Annotated in this window: 18 protein-coding genes; 13 read left to right on the top strand and 5 right to left on the bottom strand. The window is 61.7% G+C overall.

All coding sequences use genetic code 11. From position 1 onward, the window contains the following. Positions 1-75 precede the first annotated feature (75 nt). The 4 genes from rplO to ACI3KQ_RS04630 all read left to right on the top strand — a co-directional run bounded on the left by rplO (position 76) and on the right by ACI3KQ_RS04630 (position 4,212). Positions 76-600 carry a 50S ribosomal protein L15 gene (gene rplO / locus ACI3KQ_RS04645; RefSeq protein ID WP_404955260.1) on the top strand — a complete coding sequence of 175 codons (525 nt, stop codon included), beginning with the start codon at positions 76-78 and terminating at the stop codon, positions 598-600. Positions 601-839: 239 nt separating this feature from the next. Continuing rightward, positions 840-2,204 (top strand): preprotein translocase subunit SecY, encoded by a 1,365-nt coding sequence (secY, locus tag ACI3KQ_RS04640; protein WP_404955258.1) that lies wholly within the window; start codon positions 840-842, stop codon positions 2,202-2,204. A 43-nt stretch (positions 2,205-2,247) separates the two neighbouring features. Continuing rightward, entirely contained in the window at positions 2,248-2,904 is a 657-nt protein-coding gene (locus ACI3KQ_RS04635) for an adenylate kinase (protein ID WP_404955256.1), read from the top strand. Positions 2,905-3,165: 261 nt separating this feature from the next. Then, the gene (locus ACI3KQ_RS04630) at positions 3,166-4,212 is read left to right on the top strand and encodes an acyltransferase family protein (protein WP_404955254.1); all 1,047 of its coding nucleotides are present in this window, start codon (positions 3,166-3,168) and stop codon (positions 4,210-4,212) included. Positions 4,213-4,267: 55 nt separating this feature from the next. Here ACI3KQ_RS04630 and ACI3KQ_RS04625 read toward each other — a convergent pair whose 3' ends face one another. Further along, complete coding sequence (locus ACI3KQ_RS04625; protein WP_404955252.1) at positions 4,268-5,038, bottom strand: CsgG/HfaB family protein; 771 nt, start codon at positions 5,036-5,038, stop codon at positions 4,268-4,270. A 175-nt stretch (positions 5,039-5,213) separates the two neighbouring features. Here ACI3KQ_RS04625 and lepA point away from each other — a divergent pair, with 175 nt between their 5' ends. From lepA to ACI3KQ_RS04605, 4 genes are all read left to right on the top strand, one after another. Next, complete coding sequence (gene lepA, locus ACI3KQ_RS04620) at positions 5,214-7,022, top strand: translation elongation factor 4 (RefSeq protein WP_404955250.1); 1,809 nt, start codon at positions 5,214-5,216, stop codon at positions 7,020-7,022. 51 nt (positions 7,023-7,073) lie between these two features. Further along, positions 7,074-7,280, top strand: a complete 207-nt coding sequence (locus ACI3KQ_RS04615) for a DUF2945 domain-containing protein (RefSeq protein ID WP_404955248.1) — start codon at positions 7,074-7,076, stop codon at positions 7,278-7,280. Between the two features lie 54 nt (positions 7,281-7,334). After that, positions 7,335-7,721, top strand: a complete 387-nt coding sequence (locus ACI3KQ_RS04610) for a PH domain-containing protein (protein WP_404955246.1) — start codon at positions 7,335-7,337, stop codon at positions 7,719-7,721. Between the two features lie 153 nt (positions 7,722-7,874). Then, positions 7,875-8,573, top strand: a complete 699-nt coding sequence (locus ACI3KQ_RS04605; RefSeq protein WP_404955244.1) for a hypothetical protein — start codon at positions 7,875-7,877, stop codon at positions 8,571-8,573. A gap of 322 nt (positions 8,574-8,895) precedes the next feature. Here the strand turns inward: ACI3KQ_RS04605 and ACI3KQ_RS04600 are convergent, their stop codons facing one another. Together ACI3KQ_RS04600 and rnd are read right to left on the bottom strand one after the other, a co-directional pair. Continuing rightward, entirely contained in the window at positions 8,896-9,192 is a 297-nt protein-coding gene (locus ACI3KQ_RS04600; RefSeq protein WP_404955242.1) for an I78 family peptidase inhibitor, read from the bottom strand. An 8-nt stretch (positions 9,193-9,200) separates the two neighbouring features. Continuing rightward, entirely contained in the window at positions 9,201-10,373 is a 1,173-nt protein-coding gene (gene rnd, locus ACI3KQ_RS04595) for a ribonuclease D (RefSeq protein ID WP_404955239.1), read from the bottom strand. 127 nt (positions 10,374-10,500) lie between these two features. On the opposite strand from rnd, the gene aspS reads away from it, so the two are divergent. The 4 genes from aspS (at position 10,501) to ACI3KQ_RS04575 (ending at position 14,851) form a co-directional block, all read left to right on the top strand. Then, positions 10,501-12,285: an aspartate--tRNA ligase gene (gene aspS, locus ACI3KQ_RS04590; RefSeq protein WP_404955237.1), complete on the top strand. Its 1,785-nt coding sequence runs from the start codon at positions 10,501-10,503 to the stop codon at positions 12,283-12,285. A 111-nt stretch (positions 12,286-12,396) separates the two neighbouring features. After that, positions 12,397-13,179 (top strand): polyphosphate kinase 2 family protein, encoded by a 783-nt coding sequence (locus ACI3KQ_RS04585; RefSeq protein WP_404955235.1) that lies wholly within the window; start codon positions 12,397-12,399, stop codon positions 13,177-13,179. Between the two features lie 83 nt (positions 13,180-13,262). Beyond that, positions 13,263-14,594, top strand: a complete 1,332-nt coding sequence (locus tag ACI3KQ_RS04580; protein ID WP_404955233.1) for a methyl-accepting chemotaxis protein — start codon at positions 13,263-13,265, stop codon at positions 14,592-14,594. 71 nt (positions 14,595-14,665) lie between these two features. Beyond that, positions 14,666-14,851: a hypothetical protein gene (locus ACI3KQ_RS04575; protein WP_167304108.1), complete on the top strand. Its 186-nt coding sequence runs from the start codon at positions 14,666-14,668 to the stop codon at positions 14,849-14,851. 70 nt (positions 14,852-14,921) lie between these two features. On the opposite strand, the gene greB is transcribed toward ACI3KQ_RS04575, so the two are convergent. Both greB and ACI3KQ_RS04565 read right to left on the bottom strand, forming a co-directional pair. Continuing rightward, a complete protein-coding gene (gene greB / locus ACI3KQ_RS04570) occupies positions 14,922-15,407 on the bottom strand; it encodes a transcription elongation factor GreB (protein ID WP_404955230.1) in 486 nt (161 codons plus the stop codon). A gap of 104 nt (positions 15,408-15,511) precedes the next feature. Next, entirely contained in the window at positions 15,512-17,590 is a 2,079-nt protein-coding gene (locus tag ACI3KQ_RS04565) for a transglycosylase SLT domain-containing protein (RefSeq protein ID WP_404955471.1), read from the bottom strand. Positions 17,591-17,706: 116 nt separating this feature from the next. On the opposite strand from ACI3KQ_RS04565, the gene dapA reads away from it, so the two are divergent. Next, positions 17,707-18,585 (top strand): 4-hydroxy-tetrahydrodipicolinate synthase, encoded by an 879-nt coding sequence (gene dapA / locus ACI3KQ_RS04560; protein ID WP_404955228.1) that lies wholly within the window; start codon positions 17,707-17,709, stop codon positions 18,583-18,585. Positions 18,586-18,606 lie beyond the last annotated feature (21 nt).

Here is an 18,606-nt window from a genome sequence, read left to right as displayed (position 1 = left end):
CCGGCCGCCGCTGGGGCTCCGGCCCGATCCTGAAGGATCGGGCCTTCGCGCGAACATAGCGAAAGCGAGTGCATTATGACGAAGCTCAACGAACTCAAGGACAATGCCGGCGCCCGCAAGGGCCGGATGCGCGTGGGCCGTGGTATCGGCTCTGGCAAGGGCAAGACCGCTGGCCGCGGCCAGAAGGGTGCGAAGGCGCGTTCGGGCGTCAGCATCAACGGCTTTGAAGGCGGCCAGATGCCGCTGCACATGCGCATCCCGAAGCGCGGCTTCAACAACATCTTCGCCAAGGATTACGCGATCGTGAACCTGGGCGCGGTGCAGAAGGCGATTGATGCGGGCAAGCTCGACGCCAACGCGACCATCGATCATGCAGCGCTTAAGGCTGCTGCTCTTGCTCGTGGCGGCAAGGATGGCGTGCGCCTGCTCGGCAAGGGTGAATTGACCGCCAAGGTCAGCCTGCTGGTTGCCGGTGCGTCGCAGGGCGCGGTGGAAGCGGTCGAAAAGGCCGGTGGCAAGGTCGAAGTGATTGCTGTCGTGCCGGCTGCTGAAAAGGCTGCTGCCAAGAAGGGCACCGCCAAGGCCGCCAAGAAGGCCTAAGGCGCTCTACCAAGCTTGCAAGCAAGGCCCCGCTGCCCAATATGGGTGAGCGGGGCCTTGTGTTTCGGCCCGGTAGAACCTTCACCATCGTCTCTGAGCGGCGGCTTCGACAAGCGCGTTGATTGCTCAGAATGAACGGTGTGAATTTCGGAGTTCGACAGCGCGCGATCACGCCGCTAAGGGGTTAGCGATTCAGGCCGGAGCGTGACTCCGCCAAGATGTTTTGAAGGGCAGCCAAGATGGCATCGAGAGCCGACCAGCTCGCATCCAATCTCAGCCTGGCTAAGTTCAGCCAGGCGACCGATCTCAAGAAGCGCCTGTGGTTCACGCTGGGCGCGTTGATCGTGTTCCGCTTCCTCAGCTTCGTGCCGCTGCCGGGCGTCGATCCGACTGCGCTGTCGCAGCTATATCAACAGACGAGCGGCGGCATTCTCGACATCTTCAACACCTTTTCGGGCGGGTCGCTTTCGCGGATGAGCCTGATCGCGCTGGGCGTAATGCCGTACATCACGGCGTCGATCGTGGTGCAGCTGGCCGCCTCCCTCTCGCCGAAACTCGCGGCGATCAAGAAGGAGGGCGAAAGCGGGCGCAAGAAGCTTAACCAATATACCCGCTACGGCACAGTTGGACTGACCGCCGTGCAAGGCTATTTCATTGCGGTTGGCCTTGAAAGTTTCGGTGCTCAGTCGGGCGTGCAGGCGGTTGTCGATCCGGGCTATCTGTTCCGCGTCGCGGCGGTGATCTCGCTGATCGGCGGGACCATGTTCCTGATGTGGCTGGGCGAGCAGATCACTTCGCGTGGTATCGGCAACGGCGTCAGCCTCATCATCATGGCGGGCATCGTGGCGCAGTTGCCTGTTACGCTGAGCAACCTGTTCAAGTCCGGCAGCGAAGGGTCGATCTCTGGCCTGTTGATCATGTTGATCCTCATCATGGCTGCTGGCCTGATTCTGTTGATCTGCTTCATGGAGCGGGCGCAGCGCCGCGTGCTGATCCAGTATCCCAAGCGTCAGACGCGCCAGGGGATCATGCAGGCCGACCGCAGCCATCTACCGCTCAAGGTGAACACCGCGGGCGTCATTCCGCCGATCTTCGCCAGCTCGCTGCTGCTGATGCCGCTCACCATTTCGCAGTTCGCCGGTAATACGGTCGCGGGTGAGAGCCGGATGGGCGATTTCGTCCTGACTCTGAACCAGTATCTGTCGCACGGCAGTCCGGTCTACATGGCGCTCTATGGCCTGGGCATTGTCTTTTTCTGTTTCTTCTACACGGCAGTCGTGTTCAACCCGGAAGAAACGGCGGACAATCTGAAGCGGAACGGTGGCTTCATTCCTGGCATCCGTCCGGGCAAGAATACTGAAAATTATCTGGACTATGTGCTGACCAGGATCACCGTGATCGGGGCCGCCTATCTGGCCCTGATCTGCCTGGTGCCGGAATTTGCCATCGCCCGCGCAGGCATTCCTTTCTACCTGGGCGGCACCAGCTTGTTGATCGTCGTCAACGTCACGGTAGATACGGTTACGCAAATCCAGAGCCATCTGCTGGCCCATCAATATGGCGACCTGATAAAGAAGGCCAAATTGAAAGGCCGCCTGCGCTAAATTGCGCGGGACAGCGAAGCGCACACATGGGGAGAATGCGCGCATGAATATCATCCTGCTCGGCCCTCCGGGCGCTGGCAAGGGGACCCAGGCCAGCCGCCTGGTCGATAGCCGCGGCATGGTGCAGCTATCGACGGGCGATATGCTGCGCGCTGCGGTAAAGGCGCAAACGCCAATTGGCCTGAAGGCCAAGGCAGTGATGGAGGCCGGTGAATTGGTCTCCGACGAAATCGTGTCGGGCATCATTGGTGAGGCGCTGGATGGTCTGTCGGCTGAGACCGGGGTCATCTTCGATGGTTATCCCCGCACGCAGGCGCAGGCCCATTCGCTTGACGCTATCCTCGCAGATCGCGGTCGCACGCTGGACCATGTGATCGAGCTTGAAGTGGACGAAGACGCGCTGGTCGAGCGCATCACCGGTCGCTTCACCTGCGCCAGCTGCGGCGAGGGCTATCACGACATGTTCAAGACCACCAAGGTTGCGGATATTTGCGACAGATGTGGCGGTCATGAATTCAAGCGGCGACCCGACGATAATGAGGAAACGGTGCGCACCCGGATGGCGGAATATCGCGCCAAGACCGCGCCGATCCTGCCCATCTATGAGGCGCGCAACATTGTCTCACGCGTCGATGGCATGGCCGATATCGACGAAGTGACCGGCGCAGTCTTCGCCATTCTGGACGGCGCTGACGCCTGAGCGAGAGCGAGTTCAAGTCAGATGGCATCATCTGACGACATAAAAAATGCGCGGAACATAAGACAATCAGAGCATGGTCCTGTTCAACCGGAACGGGGGCATTCTCTGATTGCCTCTATGTCTTCAGGGGACGGGTAAAATAGCTCCAAGGATCGCTTGGAGCGATATCGACGGACAAGCCAGGCTGCAAATGAAGGTTAAGGCGGGGCCTTAACCACGATCTTAACAGAAGCGTTGCTATTTCATTGCTACAACGCAACCGTGAGTGAACCAACGCCATCGCGATCCCGCCTGACGGAGCTTGATGCCTTAAGAGGCTTGGGCGCGCTGTGCGTGTTGACGTTCCATTATTCGACACGCTTCCACGAACTCTTCCCGCAAGCCTCGCACGTGCCGTTCAGCTTTCCCGGTGGGAATTACCGCGTGTTGCTGTTCTTCACCATTTCGGGTTTCGCGATTTTCTTCACGCTGGATCGCATTTCAGACGTGCGGGGCTTTGTGATCAACCGCTTCGCCCGGCTTTACCCGGCTTATCTCGCGGCCATGCTGCTGACTTTGTCGATCGAATATCTGGCAAGCGCGACGCAGCTGCTGATTGGGCCGGGAGCGATCCTCGCCAATTTCACCATGTTGCAGGGCTTTGCGTTTATCCCGGAGGTCGATGGGGCCTATTGGACGCTTACCGTCGAAATTGCCTTTTACGCCTGTATGATCGCCCTGTGGGGGTGGGCCGGGCTGCAACGTCTGGAGCCTGTCCTTGCGCTATGGCTGGTCGTCCGCTGGATATTCGCCCTGTGGCCGGACATGCCCGAACGTATCGTGATGCTGCTGGTGTTGCGTTACATACCCTTCTTCATCATCGGCATGCTGTCCTACCGGGTCTGGTCGGGTCAGCGTAGCTGGCGGCAACAGGCCCCCTATGCTGGGTTGGCGCTGTTGTCGGTGGTGACGATGGAAAGTTGGGACGTCGCCCTGATGGCGTGCGTGCTGCTGGCTGCCTTTGCCGCGCTGATCGCCGGGCGGCTCCGCTTCATAGCGATCCGCCCGCTGCTGTGGCTGGGCGGGATCAGCTATTCATTCTACCTGATCCATCAACATGTCGGTTTTGTGGTGATGCTGAAGATGGCCGATGCGGGATGGAGTCCCTGGATCGGCTTTTTCGCCGCGTTCATGGTGGCGTTGACGCTAGGGACGGCCATCAATCGCCTGGTCGAACGCCCAGCGGGGGAAGCGATCCTAGCCTGGTGGAAGAAGCGGCGGGTGGCCCATGCTGCGCGAGTGGAGGCGACCCCCGCAAGTCAGGCATGAAAAGGGGCGCTGCCGCATAAGACGGCAACGCCCCCTTTCATGAAAGCCAGTCGCGTTACTGCGCGCGGGGTGCCGCTGACGCCGCGTTGGCGGGTAGTCCGCCCAACTGCGTCACCAGCTTTGTATAGGCGTCCAGATAGGCGAGGACGATGACCTGGCCGATTTCGGTATTCTGGTAGCCGCCGCCACCGGCCGCGGCAACGCCGCCCCACCAGCCAGCACCGCCACCGCCGCCAAAGCTGAGGTCCGACTTGCGAGAATAACCCTCGGTCAGCGCTTCTTCTTCGGTGGTCCGCGCATTGACGATCGACAGCGTGACGTTCGCCTCGCTTTTCTTGATCGAGATGCCGCCAGCCAGCGCGCCCAGCGTCCGACCGCCCAGCAGGCCGCCGATCATGCCGCCAAATGCATTGCCGCCGCTATTCTTGTTCGACGACACGATGTCGGGCTGCAGGAAATAGTCTGCCGCCTTCACCTGGCCACGGCCAAGGTTCGATCCGGCCTGAAGCTCGCCCGAATCCGCCATTGCGCGTTCCATGTTGCGGTTGGCCATCGCGCGACCGCGATTGACCAGGCCGAAACAGCCCGACTGCTGAATGAAGACCTTCAGGATCGCTTCGGGGCTGCCCAGGTTCAGTTCACGCCACCACTGATTGTCGGGTTCGACGATGGCAACCGTGCCAAGCCGCTTCGTACAGCGCGGAATTTCGGCGGTTTTCTTGGCTTGCTGCTGACGCGCGGAAGAACCCTTTTCGGCAGCGAGCGCCGGAGACGCCGTAGCGGCCAAAGCGGCTGCGGCAGCGATGAACGACGTGAACATGCGCATGGATATGCACCCCCTGGAAAAAATGTTTGAAACAGTTCTGCTTCTTGGCCACCCTATTATCGAGCCAAGCTCTAGCACAACAGCGTTCCGGTTCAAGCGAGCCTTGAAGGGACGTGCGCCGCTATATGCGCGAGTCTGCTGACAGGCCTGCAAATGGCTGCTATCGGCGCGGTCCATGACCGACCTTTCCCATATCCGCAACTTTTCGATCATCGCCCATATCGACCATGGCAAGTCGACATTGGCCGATCGCCTGATCCAGCGCACCGGGGGGCTGACCGATCGGGAAATGTCGGCCCAGGTGCTCGACAATATGGATATCGAAAAGGAGCGGGGGATAACCATCAAGGCGCAGACCGTGCGCCTCGACTATGTCGCGAAAAATGGTGAGACGTACGAGCTCAACCTGATGGACACGCCGGGCCATGTCGACTTCGCCTATGAGGTGAGCCGGAGCCTTGCCGCGTGCGAGGGCGCGCTGTTGGTGGTGGACGCGGCGCAGGGCGTCGAAGCGCAGACGCTGGCCAACGTCTATCAGTCGATCGAGCATGACCATGAAATCGTGCCGGTGCTCAACAAGATCGACTTGCCCGCCGCCGAACCGGAAAAGGTGCGCGCGGAAATCGAGGAAGTGATTGGCCTCGACGCGTCGGAAGCGGTGCTGGCCAGCGCCAAGTCGGGCATCGGCATCGACGATATTCTCGAAGCCATCGTCAAGAAGATCCCGCCGCCCAAGGGGGATCGCGACGCCCCGCTGGAGGCGATGCTGGTCGACAGCTGGTACGACCCCTATCTGGGCGTCGTCATTCTGGTGCGCGTGATGAACGGCGTCATCAAGAAGGGTCAGAACATCAAGTTCATGATCGGCGGCACCGAGCATCTGATCGACCGCGTAGGCTGCATGCGGCCCAAGATCGAGCAGTTGCCTGAACTGGGGCCGGGCGAAATCGGCTTCATCACCGCGCAGATCAAGGACATCAGCCAGACGCGCGTGGGCGACACCATCACCACGGTCAAGAACCCGGCTGCCAAGGCGCTGCCCGGCTTCAAGGAAGTGCAGCCGGTGGTGTTCTGCGGCCTGTTCCCGGTCGACGCTAATGACTTCGACAAGCTGCGCGATTCGATTTCGAAGCTGCGGCTGAACGACGCTTCTTTCAGCTTCGAGATGGAGAGCAGTGCGGCGCTGGGTTTTGGCTTCCGTTGCGGCTTCCTGGGGCTGCTGCATCTGGAGATCATCCAGGAGCGGCTGACCCGCGAATATGATCTGGACCTTATCACAACCGCGCCTTCGGTGGTGTACAAGATCCAGCTGACCTATGGCGCGGGCGAGATCGAACTGCACAATCCGGCGGACATGCCGGATCCGACCAAGATCGACGAGATTGAGGAGCCGTGGATCGAGGCGATCATCTATTGCCCCGACGAATATCTCGGCTCGATCCTGAAACTGTGTCAGGATCGGCGCGGTATCCAGAAGAACCTGACCTATGTCGGTGGGCGCGCGCAGGTGACGTACGAACTGCCGCTCAACGAAGTCGTGTTCGACTTTTACGATCGGTTGAAGAGCATCAGCCGCGGCTATGCCAGCTTCGACTATCACCAGATCGGCTATCGTGAGGGCGACCTCGTCAAGATGAGCATCATGGTGAACAGCGAGCCGGTCGATGCGCTGTCGATGATCGTGCATCGCGGCACCGCCGAATCGCGCGGTCGCGGCATGTGCGAGCGGTTGAAGGATCTGATCCCCCGCCATCTGTTCAAGATTCCGATTCAGGCGGCGATCGGCGGCAAGGTGATCGCGCGTGAAACGATCGCGGCGATGCGCAAGGACGTGACCGCCAAATGCTATGGCGGCGATATCAGCCGCAAGAAGAAGCTGCTCGACAAGCAGAAGGAAGGCAAGAAGCGGATGCGCGAATATGGCAGCGTCCAGATTCCGCAGGAAGCCTTTATCGCCGCGCTGCGGATGGGCGACGAAAGCTAACGCAACATCTTTCCGCCTGCCGGGTTCTTGGACCGTCAGGAGGATTCGGAAATGAAGCAGGAACCCAAGGTCGGCGACCATGTCAGCTGGAAAAGCCATGGTGGGCAAGCCCATGGCAAGGTGGTCACAAAACAGTCCAGCCCCACCCAGATCAAGGGGCACAAGGTCGCCGCTTCAAAGGACGACCCGCAGTTCATCGTCGAAACGGCGGAAGGAAAGCGCGCCGCGCACAAGAAGGAAGCGTTGCGCAAGGATTGACGCAGGCTGGCCTTCCATGATGATGTTCGGCGGCCTCTTTTGACGGGAAGAATGATGAGCGATGCCTGGCTGTATGACGAACATCCCGCAATGTTCCGGGCGCATCCGTTCCTGTTCATCCTGCTGCTGATATCCGTCGTCGGCCTGCTGGCGATCGGCGTCTGGTGGCTGCGGACAAAGGGGGAGCGGTTGGCGCTGTCGGATCGCGAAGTCCTGATGGAGCGGGGCCTGTTGTCGAAGCAGCGGACGGAAATCGCGCTGTCCAGTATTCGCAGCGTGCGCATCACCCAGACTTTTGGTCAGCGTATCTTCGACGTCGGCAATGTGGAGCTGTTCAGCGCGGGTGACGTGGCTGAAATTGCGATCAAATCCATGCCGCGACCCGGCCGCATCCGTAACATCGCGGCGTCGCGCAACCTGGACCTGCTGCCGCAACGCTGACTTTTACCTGCCTCCCCCTTGACCTCGCGCCAATTTATTTGAACGATAGGAAGTGACGGGCCCTTCAGTGAGGCCCAGCTTCCGGGAAAGGACGCCACGGGTCAACGCCGCTTCGCAATGGCGCGAAGGACGGCGCAACGGGGTTGTCTTTCCATGGCGCTGCCAGTGATGCTTTCGCTACCCGACCTGAACGCGCAGGAGCGGGATGAGGTTCGGCAGTCATGCGGCTTTGCCTGCGTCCGGTGCGGCGTAACTATCTACCGCTATCTCCTCCTGCCCGATGCCGCCGATGCGACATTGCTTTGTCCGACCTGCCATGGACTGGTGGAAGACGGTCGACTGACGGCCTCTCAAGTGTACGGGTTTCACACCAACCCGGTCGTCCGTCAGCGCCATTTCGCGCGTGACCGCCTGCCTTTTTCTCCAGGACTGCCGACGTTGATCATCGGCGGCACGCGATTGCTGCGCGACACACCCATTCCGCTGGTGCTGGATGGAGAGCCAATCATGATGTTCGCACCGCCCTGTCGTAGCCAGGGGGCGACGCGCATCAGCCTGCGCATGGGCGACCCCGATGGCAGGCCAGTGCAGGTGATCGACGGCAATGAGTGGTTGGCCCCCAATGGCAGCTGGCATTTCATGCTCCGCGGCGACCGATACAGCATCGCGGCGGCGCGGGGCGATGGGCTGGCGGTGCTGCGCATCGTGGCGCGCGACCGGATCGCGGTCGAACATCTGCGCACGACCATTCGCGGACGTCGGCTGGAGGTCACGCCGGACTGGCTGGAAATCGACGGAAAGCGCCATGTAAACCGGATTGGCGGCGGCGCGCTGGTTGGACTGGAGTGCTGACACCCCGGTTAATGGGATGGGGGAGAGGTTGGCTTGGCACCATGTGCTCCTGCGCAGGCAGGAGCCTAGTTCATACGGCGGGACTGGGCTCCTGCCTGCGCAGGAGCACGTAAATCCTCAATCCAGAGTAGCTTCGAGACGCTGGACGCGCGCGACCAGTTTTAAGCCGTTTAGAACAGATTCGCGCGCTTATGCATGACTCTTGCGCACCAATGCCTGCGATGCCAGCCTTCGCTGGCATGACGTGAGGCGTTGCCATCCTGCCTATCTGTGCCCGCCACGACAGCAGCTGTTAACTACCGATGCCCCGGTCGCAGTCAGCCTATCCGCACCGCGCCGAAATAATCACCATCTTCTCGTCATAGCTGACGGTCAGTCGGTCAGGGCGGTAGTCCATGGTCATCGCCATGCCCGGCGCACCCCAGCGCAAGGTGCGCGCCTTTGATGCCTGCAATAGCTGAGCGCCGGTCGCCTCATTCGCGATCTGGCCGATGAAGCGGTCAAGGCCCTCGTTGCGGCAAGGGCCCTCGGTCGTGGCGGGTATCGTCGCGGGGCCTTCGCCGCCAGCACTGGCGCAGGCGGCCAGCAGGGGGAGGGGGATGAACGCCGCTATCCGCATGATGTCTACTACTCCCGTTCGGTGCGCGTCATCTTCAGTCGACCGCCCGTCACCGCAAAGGCCAGGCGGCCTTCCACCAGGTCAACGGCGTCACGGCCAAATTGTTCATAGCGCCAGCCCTCCAGGATCGACAGGCCTTCGCGCACGCCTGCCGCCAGCGCGTCGATATCGTCCGACCGCGCCAACAGGCGGGCGGCAACGTTGATGTCGCGCGACCGGATCTTGAGCAGCAGCTTGAGCAGATCGGCGACCAGTGCGCCATCCTTGCCCAGGCCCGGTCGCTTTGGATCGCGTTCGGGCAGCTCTTCCTTGTCCAGCGGCTTGTGGCTGCCGAGTGCCGCCATCAGGCGCGCGCCGATGTCATTGGTTTTCCATGTGGCGGACAGGCCGCGCACCTTGCCCAGGTCTTCCTGTGCGCGGGGCGGGTGGCTGGCGATGTCGGCCAGGGTTTCATCCTTGACGATGCGACCGCGCGGCAGGTTCTTGTCCTGCGCCTCAATCTCGCGCCAGGCGGCGAGCGCCTTCAGGCGACCGAGCACATCGGCCTTGCGGCTGGCAATGCGGACGCGTTGCCAGGCTTGCTCAGGTTCGTTCACATAGTTGGACGGGTCGCAAACCCGCTCCATTTCCTGATCCAGCCAGTCGCCCCGTCCCGTCTTGCGCAATTCTTCCAGCATCATCGGGAAAATCTGGATGAGGTAGGTGACGTCGCCGATCGCATAGTCGATCTGCCGCTTGTCCAGCGGGCGGCGGGCCCAATCGGTGAAGCGCGCGCCCTTGTCGAGCTGAACGCCGAGCCATGCATCGACCAGGTTGCCGTAACCGATCTGTTCGCCCAGCCCCAATGCCATGGCGGCGATCTGCGTGTCGAACATCGGATGCGGGGTCCGGCCGGTCAGGTTGTAGATGATCTCAAGATCCTGCCCGCCTGCATGAAATACCTTCAGCACATCCTCATTATCGACCATCAGGTCGAGCAGGGGGCTAAGGTCGAGGCCCGGCGCCTTGGGGTCGATAGCTGCGGCTTCGTTGCTGTCAGCTACCTGGACCAAGCAGAGGTCCGGCCAATAGCTGTTTTCGCGCATGAACTCGGTATCGACCGCTATGTAAGGCGACTTTGCGATACGGGCGCAGAATTGGGCAAGTGTCTTGCTGTCGGTGATCAGCGGATGGATTTGCATATGGTCTTCGATCTTATTATGGGCTGGCCCGTCGCTCACGGGCTCGTCAATGCTTGACAAGACCGCCCATAGCGGGGCCGCGGCACTTTGTCATTTCCGTAAAACGAAGCTGAAAGATACAAACGCCATGCACGTCTATCGCACTCATACTTGCGGCGCCCTGACCTCGACCGAAGTCGGCAATGAGGTGCGCGTGTCGGGCTGGGTGCATCGCAAGCGCGATCATGGCGGCGTATTGTTCGTGGACCTTCGCGATCATTATGGCATCACGCAGATCGTGGCGAAGGCCGATAGTGGCCCGCTCAAGATATTGGAGACGCTTCGCCTCGAATCCGTTGTGACGGTTGAGGGCAAGGTGGTCGCCCGCGCAGCTGAAGCGATCAATCCCAGGATGGCTACTGGCGAAATCGAGATCGTGGCGGATAGCGTCACTGTCTTGTCTGCTGCGGCCGAACTGCCGCTGCCGGTAGCGGGTGAACAGGAATATCCTGAGGACATCCGCCTGCGCTACCGCTTCCTGGACCTGCGGCGCGAGACGCTGCACGCGAATATCGTCAAGCGCACGAAGATCATTTCCGACATGCGTCGGCGCATGGAGGGGATCGGCTTCACAGAATATTCGACGCCTATTCTAACGGCGAGCAGCCCCGAAGGCGCGCGCGACTTTCTGGTGCCCAGCCGTATTCATCCGGGCAAGTTCTACGCCCTGCCGCAGGCGCCGCAGCAATATAAGCAGCTGCTGATGGTCGCGGGCTTCGACCGCTATTTCCAGATTGCCCCCTGCTTCCGCGACGAAGACCCGCGCGCCGACCGCCTGCCGGGCGAGTTCTACCAGCTGGACCTCGAAATGAGCTTCGTCACGCAGGAAGATGTGTGGAACACGATGGAGCCGGTGATCGCCCAGGTGTTCGAACAGTTTGCCGACGGCAAGCCGGTGACGCCGTCGGGCAGCTTCCCGCGCATTCCCCATGCAGAGGCGATGCTGAAATATGGGTCGGACAAGCCGGACCTGCGCAATCCCATCCTGATTCAGGATGTGACCGAGCATTTCGTGGAGTCAGGTTTCGGCATTTTCGCTTCGCTGGTGGACAGCGGCAGCGTCATCCGCGCGATCCCCGCGCCGGGAGCCGGTGCTGGCAGCCGCAAATTCTTTGACGAGATGAACAATTGGGCGCGGGGCGAAGGCTATTCGGGTCTTGGCTATATCAACATCAAGGACGGCGTGCCCGGCGGCCCCATCGCCAAGAATCATGGCGAAGAACGCACGGCCCAGCTGATCGAGGCGCTGGGCCTTGGCCCCAATGACGGCGTTTTCTTCGCGGCGGGCAAGGAAAGCCAGGCGGCGAAGCTGGCGGGCCTGGCGCGCATTCGCGTGGGCGAGCAACTCGACCTGATCGACAAGGACCGGTTCGAACTGTGCTGGATCATCGATTTCCCCTTCTATGAATATGACGAGGAAACAAAGTCGGTCGACTTCGCGCACAATCCCTTCTCCATGCCGCAAGGCGGGATGGACGCGCTGGAGAATCAGGATCCGCTGACGATCAAGGCCTATCAATATGACATGGTCTGCAACGGCTATGAAATCGCGTCCGGTTCCATTCGTAACCAGTCGCCGGAACTGATGGTCAAGGCGTTCGAAAAGGTGGGCCTCAGCCAGCAGGATGTGGAGGATCGTTTCGGCGGCCTCTATCGCGCATTCCAATATGGCGCGCCGCCGCATGGTGGCATGGCCGCTGGCGTGGACCGCGTCGTAATGCTGTTGTGCGGTGCGCAGAACCTGCGCGAAATCACGCTGTTCCCGATGAACCAGCGCGCCGAAGACCTGCTGATGGGCGCGCCAAGCGCGGCCGACTTCAAGCAACTGCGTGAACTGCATGTCCGGGTGATGGAGCCGCAAGCCAAGAGCTGATTGTGATTCGTCATCCCAGCGTTCGCTGGGATGACGATCGTCGTGAGCCGGATTTGACTTTTCGCCGCATGGGGCGTTGCTTTCCTTATCTAGGTAGGAAGGATGACGCGCATGGCGATTGACCTTGCCGATTATGAGAAGGGCAAGCCTCTCAAAGGCGACTATGAAGCTGAACTCGACAAGCTGCAGGAGCGGCTGGCGAAGATTCAGGTTGCGCATGTCATCCATAACCGGCGGTCGGTCATCCTGTTTGAAGGCTGGGACGCGGCGGGCAAGGGCGGCATCATCAAGCGCATGACGGCGCAATGGGACCCGCGCTATTATCGGGTCTGGCCGATCGCTGCTCCCTCTGCGGAAGAATGCGACCATCATTTCCTCTGGCGCTTCTGGACGCGCCTGCCCGCTGGCCGCAACATCGCGGTGTTTGACCGCAGCTGGTATGGCCGGGTGCTGGTGGAGCGGGTGGAAGGCTTTTGCTCCAAGGCGGAATGGAAGCGCGCCTATGATGAAATCAACGCCTTTGAACAGCAGCAGGTCGACGCGGGCACGAACATCGTAAAGCTGTTCGTCCACATCACCCAGGAAACGCAGGATGAGCAACTGGCGCAGCGGCTCGACACGCCCTGGAAACGGTGGAAGACGGGCGTGGATGATTACCGTAACCGCGCGCGACGGGCGGACTATCTCGACGCGTTGGGTGACATGTTTGCCAAAACCGACAGCAAATATGCGCCCTGGCAGATTATCGATAATAATCACCGCAAGGCGGGACGCATCGCAGCGATGAAGCATGTGGCCCAGACTTTGGAAAAGCTGGTGCCGATGGACTTCCCCGATCCCGACCCGGAAGTTGTCAAGCTGGCGCAACAGGCCTTTGGCTATAAATCATCATAAAAGTTATTAAAAACAACGCATTGTCACAGAAGTGTCATAGAAACCTAACCTGGCGTTTACCAGTTTCACGCTAACCGGCGTTCATGCACAAGACTACGGCGCCTGACCACCTGAATGACAATCCGTCCTGTGATGGGGTGACAAGCGGACTGCACCTGATCGCGTCCGCCCCGACCATCCGGCTGGGCCAGCCACTCAGTGAGGCGGTAGACCATTTCCAGCATGACCCGCATCTGCGACTGCTGCCGGTGCTGGACGCGCAGGACCGGCCGGCGGGCGCCATTTACGAATGGGACATGCGGCGCATATTGTTCAATCCCTTTGGCCATGCGTTGCTGCGCAATCCCAGTTTTGGGGGACGACTGGACGATCATGTCCGGCGCTGCCCCGTGGTGGCACGCGACGCCAGCGTCGAGGCACTGATCGATGTCTATGCGGCGCAGGGCGCATCCTGCGAAGGGTTGATCATTGTAGAACGCGGGCGCTACGCCGGGGTCGTGGGTGGACCGCTTTTGCTGGGGCTGACGGCTGAGCGCGACGCCCGGCTGGCGGTTGCACGAGCGTCGCGACTGGAACGGATCACCGGCGAAAGCGCCACCTTCCGCAGCGACATAGAGGCGTTGGCCGCCGAACTGGTGCGGGTGGCGGACATGCTGTCGGGCTTTTCGGTCGAAGCGGCCGAACAGGCCGTGGCCAACAGTCAGGCGGCAGGCGAAATGGCGATCGCGGCTGCCCAGACCGCAGATTCATTGTCTGGAATTGCTGCTTCGGGCAGGGATCTGGGGCCGTTGTTCCTATCGATAGAAGAAGAAGTGCGTGAGGCGGGCAAGGCTCTGCACGCAGCCGTGCAACAGGCGCGGCTGGGGTCGGCGGATAGCCAGGCGTTGATCGTCGAAGCCGACGGTATCGGTGAAATCACGGCAGTGATTGACGGCATCGCCAGGGCGACGACGACATTGGCGCTGAACGCCGGGATCGAGGCGGCGCGCGCGGGCGAGGCTGGCCAGGGCTTTGCAGTCGTCGCGCGCGAGGTAAAGGCGCTGGCCGCGCAAACGCGTGAAGCGGCGGCGCAGATTGCGGGGCGCATTGGCCATATTCGCGAAAGCGTCGGCAATGTTGCGGCGGGGCACGCCCATATGGATGCCGCAATCGCGACGGCGGATCGGCTGGCCGCATCGGTTTTCGATGCTGTGGCGCGGCAGGGTGCCTTTAGCCGGACCATAGCCGCTAGGGTGGCCGAAGCAGGCGCGTCGAGCGACCATATCCGTTCGCGGGCGAGCGAGATCAGCGCCAGCGCAACCGCTGCGGCGGATGGCGCGCGGGCGATGGGCAGCACCGCTTGCCGTCTGGCGGACGAAACGCGTCGACTGGATGCGCGGGCCAGCAGCTTCATTCGCGCGATCAAGGCCGCCTGACGCGCAAATCATGCTGGCGCGCGCCGCAAATGCAGCTAGTCTGGCTTTCCATATATAAGGGAGAGGACCGCATGCTCGTCATGTTCGTAGGCGCCGATCGTACCGAAACCGCTATCAACGCTGCGCAGGTGACTTTCGTATCGTCCGTCAATGAAGGCACGCGCATCCGCTTTGGCGAAGGGCGCAGCGTCACCGTGACAGAGCCGATCGGCGAAGTGTTGAACAGCCTCAACCAGGCGCTACGGCCACATGACTAGGCCGCGGCCTTAAGTCCATACTGCCTCATATTGCGGTTCGCCCTCGGCCCGGACGCGAAGCGGGAACTGATCAGTCCGGGTAGCGGATCGCAATCACTTCATATTCCTTTTCGCCCGCTGGCAGGATGACCCGGCGCAAGTCACCGATTGCCGCCCCGCGCAGTGCGCGGGCGATGGGTGATCCCCACCCGATTCGCCCGGCGCTGGCGTCGGTTTCGTCATTGCCCAGGATCGTGACGGTGCGATGCTGGTCGTCATCGTCCGCGATAGTGACGGTGGCGCCGAAATAGACCTTGTCCTTGTCCGGCTGCTGGCGGGGATCGACGACCTTGGCATCCTTCATTTTCCTGGAAAGGCGACGCAACTGGCCATCGATTTCGCGCATCCTCTTGCGTCCGTAGAGATAGTCGCCATTCTCGCTACGGTCGCCATTGCCCGCCGCCCAGCTGACGATCTCGACCACGCGCGGGCGTTCGACGCCCAACAGCTGGTCATATTCCGCCCGCAGCTTCGCAAAGCCTTCGGGCGTGATGTAGTTGGGATGGGCGGGGTTCATTGCTTCTCTTTACCCGCCAGGACGCGCCGCACGCAATTTGGTTCGTATGGTGGACGCAGAGCGGTGATCCCTGCGTCCGCTGTTCCGGCGTCCGGCGAACCGGTTCAGCCCGGCGTCTGCTTGCCCAGATATTTGGACAGCGGCGTGTTCGATCCCCGGAAACGGGCGCGTTCAGGGTTCATCGCTTCATAGACAACCGCATTTTCCAGCACGCGCTGCACATAGTTGCGCGTTTCGAAAATGGGGATCTGTTCGATCCAGCGCAGCATGTCCGCGCCGGGCAGGCGGGGGTCGCCATTGGCCCGAAGCCACCGGTTCACATTGCCCGGCCCGGCATTATAGGCCGCGACGGCCAGGGGATAGCTGCCACCATAATAGTCCAGCATCCGCTGGAAATAGGATGATCCCAACATGATGTTGTAGCTGGTGTCGGTGGTCAGCGACCCTGCACTATAACCCAGGCCCAATTTGCCCGCCTGTTCACGCGCCGTGCCCGGCATCAACTGCATCAGGCCGCGCGCGCCCGCATGGCTAACGGCGGCGCGGTCGAACTGGCTTTCCTGCCGGGCGATGGCGTGAACCATGGTCCAGTTATATTGCGCCGAAGGAGGGACGGGGACGCGCGGGAAGGCGCTTTCGCCATAGCCGGTAAGGCCGCTCGACACGGCGCGACGTCCGACCATCACGCCCATGTCGGGACGACCGATGCTCTTGGCGAGTTCAGCGGCCAGATAGTGATCGCTGTCGCTGTCGGCGTTGTTCGCGATGGCGCGGGCGAATTTGCTCTGGTCCTCCCAATAGCCCATCTGTCCCAGCGCCTTGACGGCGCGCACCACCGACCGGTTGTTGAACGCCGCGCGGTCCGCCGCGGAAAGCTCTACGCCACGCTCTACCAGCGCGGGCGCGGGCACCGGGCGGCCTAGCCGTTCAAGTGCGAGCTGGCCGTAAAACTGATCGGGAAAGACGGACGCCTGCCCAAAATAGCTGTTGGCGCTGGCCTTGTCGCCCGCCGCCAATGCAGCGCGCCCAGCCCAATAATAGCCCTTTGACTGGGTCTGTGGCGACCGCGCCGCCGTGGCGTAGCGGCGGAACATCGCTGCGGCATCGGCTGGGCGATTGAGATTATAGAAGGCGGTCGAACCCGCCAGCCAGGCGAGGCTGGTATAATCGTCGCGTTCACCGATCGGGCGACCGCTGACATCGGTGCCGGGCGCATAGGCGTCGTCCACCTTGCTCGCGATGCCGTAAGCGAAGCTCCACTGACTGTCATTGGCTGCAGCCCGCGCGTGGGTCAGCAGGACTTCATACCATTTTTCCGCGTTGCCCGGCCGGAAGCTGAGTGCAGGCCGATTGGCGAGATATTGCCGCCCGGCGATCCAATTGCCGGTGTTGAGCAGCCATGTTGCCTTGTCCGCCACGAACCCCGCGTCGGTCGCGCCGATGGCTTCGGCAACCTGCATCCGCGTGGCCGCATCGGGCGCTTTCTGGCGAAAGGCGATGCGCGCTTCATAGACCGGGCGGCGGGCTGGCGAGACATAGGCGAGCATGCGCTGAGCGCCCGCCATGTCGTTGGCCCACAGCAATATGTCGGCGCGCTGATCATGTTCGGCGCTGGTCCAGCCGGAACCGAACAGCGAGAGCAGCCGCATCTCGTCATCCGGGGCCAGCGATCCGCCGACCCAGGCGTTGCGAGCGGCGACCCGCGCCTCGTTCATCCGACCGGTCTGCATCAACGCCATCGCGTTGCGGGCATGGCCGACGGCGGTGCGCGCCGGAAAACGGGCAAAGAAGGCCGCGACCTGCCGGGCGTCGTAGCTGTTGGGGTTGATCCCGGTTTCCGCCAGCCTGCGCATCCGGTCCTCACCGGGCCAACCCGGATTGGCCATGATGAAGTTGGCATAGGTGGAAAAGCCCAGCCCATCGCTCTGCTGCAGCGTGCGCCACTGGCTGATGGTTGCCGCGACGGAGGAATCGGTCGCGACGCCGACTCGCCCGCTGACTTCATTCCATGAAGCTGGTCCGGTCGCGGGGGGAAGCGGCTGGACAACCGCGCCGCGGGGATAGGCCGGTTGACCGGTGGAAGCGGTCATGTCGGTCTGCGCGCTGGCGCCGACGGCAAAAAGAAGAAAAGCAATCAAGGGGATACGTACCAATGCAGTTTCAGGAAGGCGAGTCGACAGCATAGTGGACATGATCGCAATTCCAACCTTATCAGGCTCTGAATGACGCGCTATAGCGCGGCGTCGCCCTCATCTCGACATAGTGCCCCGGAATCCCGGCGAATTGAAGGAGTTTATGCATGTTTTCCGGGTCGATTCCGGCGCTGGTCACGCCATTTCGCGACGGAACGGTGGACGAAGCAGCCTTTCGCGCGCTCGTCGACTGGCAGATCGACGAAGGTAGCAGCGCGCTGGTCCCATGCGGCACCACCGGCGAAAGCGCGACCATGACGGTGGATGAGCATAATCGCGTCATCGCCATCTGCGTCGACCAGGCCGCGGGGCGCGTGCCGGTCATTGCCGGATGCGGGTCCAACGACACCAGGATCGCGCTAGAACATATGTATGCGGCGCAGGCGGCGGGGGCGGATGCGGCGCTGGTGGTCGCGCCTTATTATAACAAGCCCAATCAGGAAGGCGTCTATCAGCATTTCGCCTATCTCGCCCAGCGGTGCGAACTGCCGATCCTGCTCTATAATGTGCCGACGCGCACTATTACCGACATCTCCGTGCCGGTCATCCACAGGCTGGCCGAGGAATATCAGACCATCGTCGGGATCAAGGACGCCACCGGAAATCTGGGGCGGGTCACCGCGCAGCGCCTCGCTTGCGGGCCGGACTTCTGCCAGTTGTCCGGGAATGACGAAACCGCGCTTGGATTCAACGCCATGGGGGGTACAGGCTGCATCTCCGTCACGGCGAATGTCGCCCCGCGCCTGTGCGCCCAGTTTCAGGCGGCCTGCGCGGCGGGCGACTGGAATGGTGCATTGGCGCTGCAGGATCGTCTTTATCCGCTGCATGACGCGTTGTTCAGCGATTCTTCACCCGGGCCGGTCAAATATGCGCTCACCCGGGTGCGGTCCGACATGTCAGGCGATGTCCGCCTGCCGATTACCTGGCCGTCGGAAGCAAGCCGCGCCGCGGTCGATCGCGCCCTGGAAATCGCGGGTCTGGTCTGACCGCGCGGCGGCACTATATGG

The organism is Sphingobium sp. ZW T5_29 (genome assembly GCF_044987515.1).
Lineage (GTDB): Bacteria > Pseudomonadota > Alphaproteobacteria > Sphingomonadales > Sphingomonadaceae > Sphingobium.
This window is presented reverse-complemented; position numbering and strand designations above follow the sequence as displayed.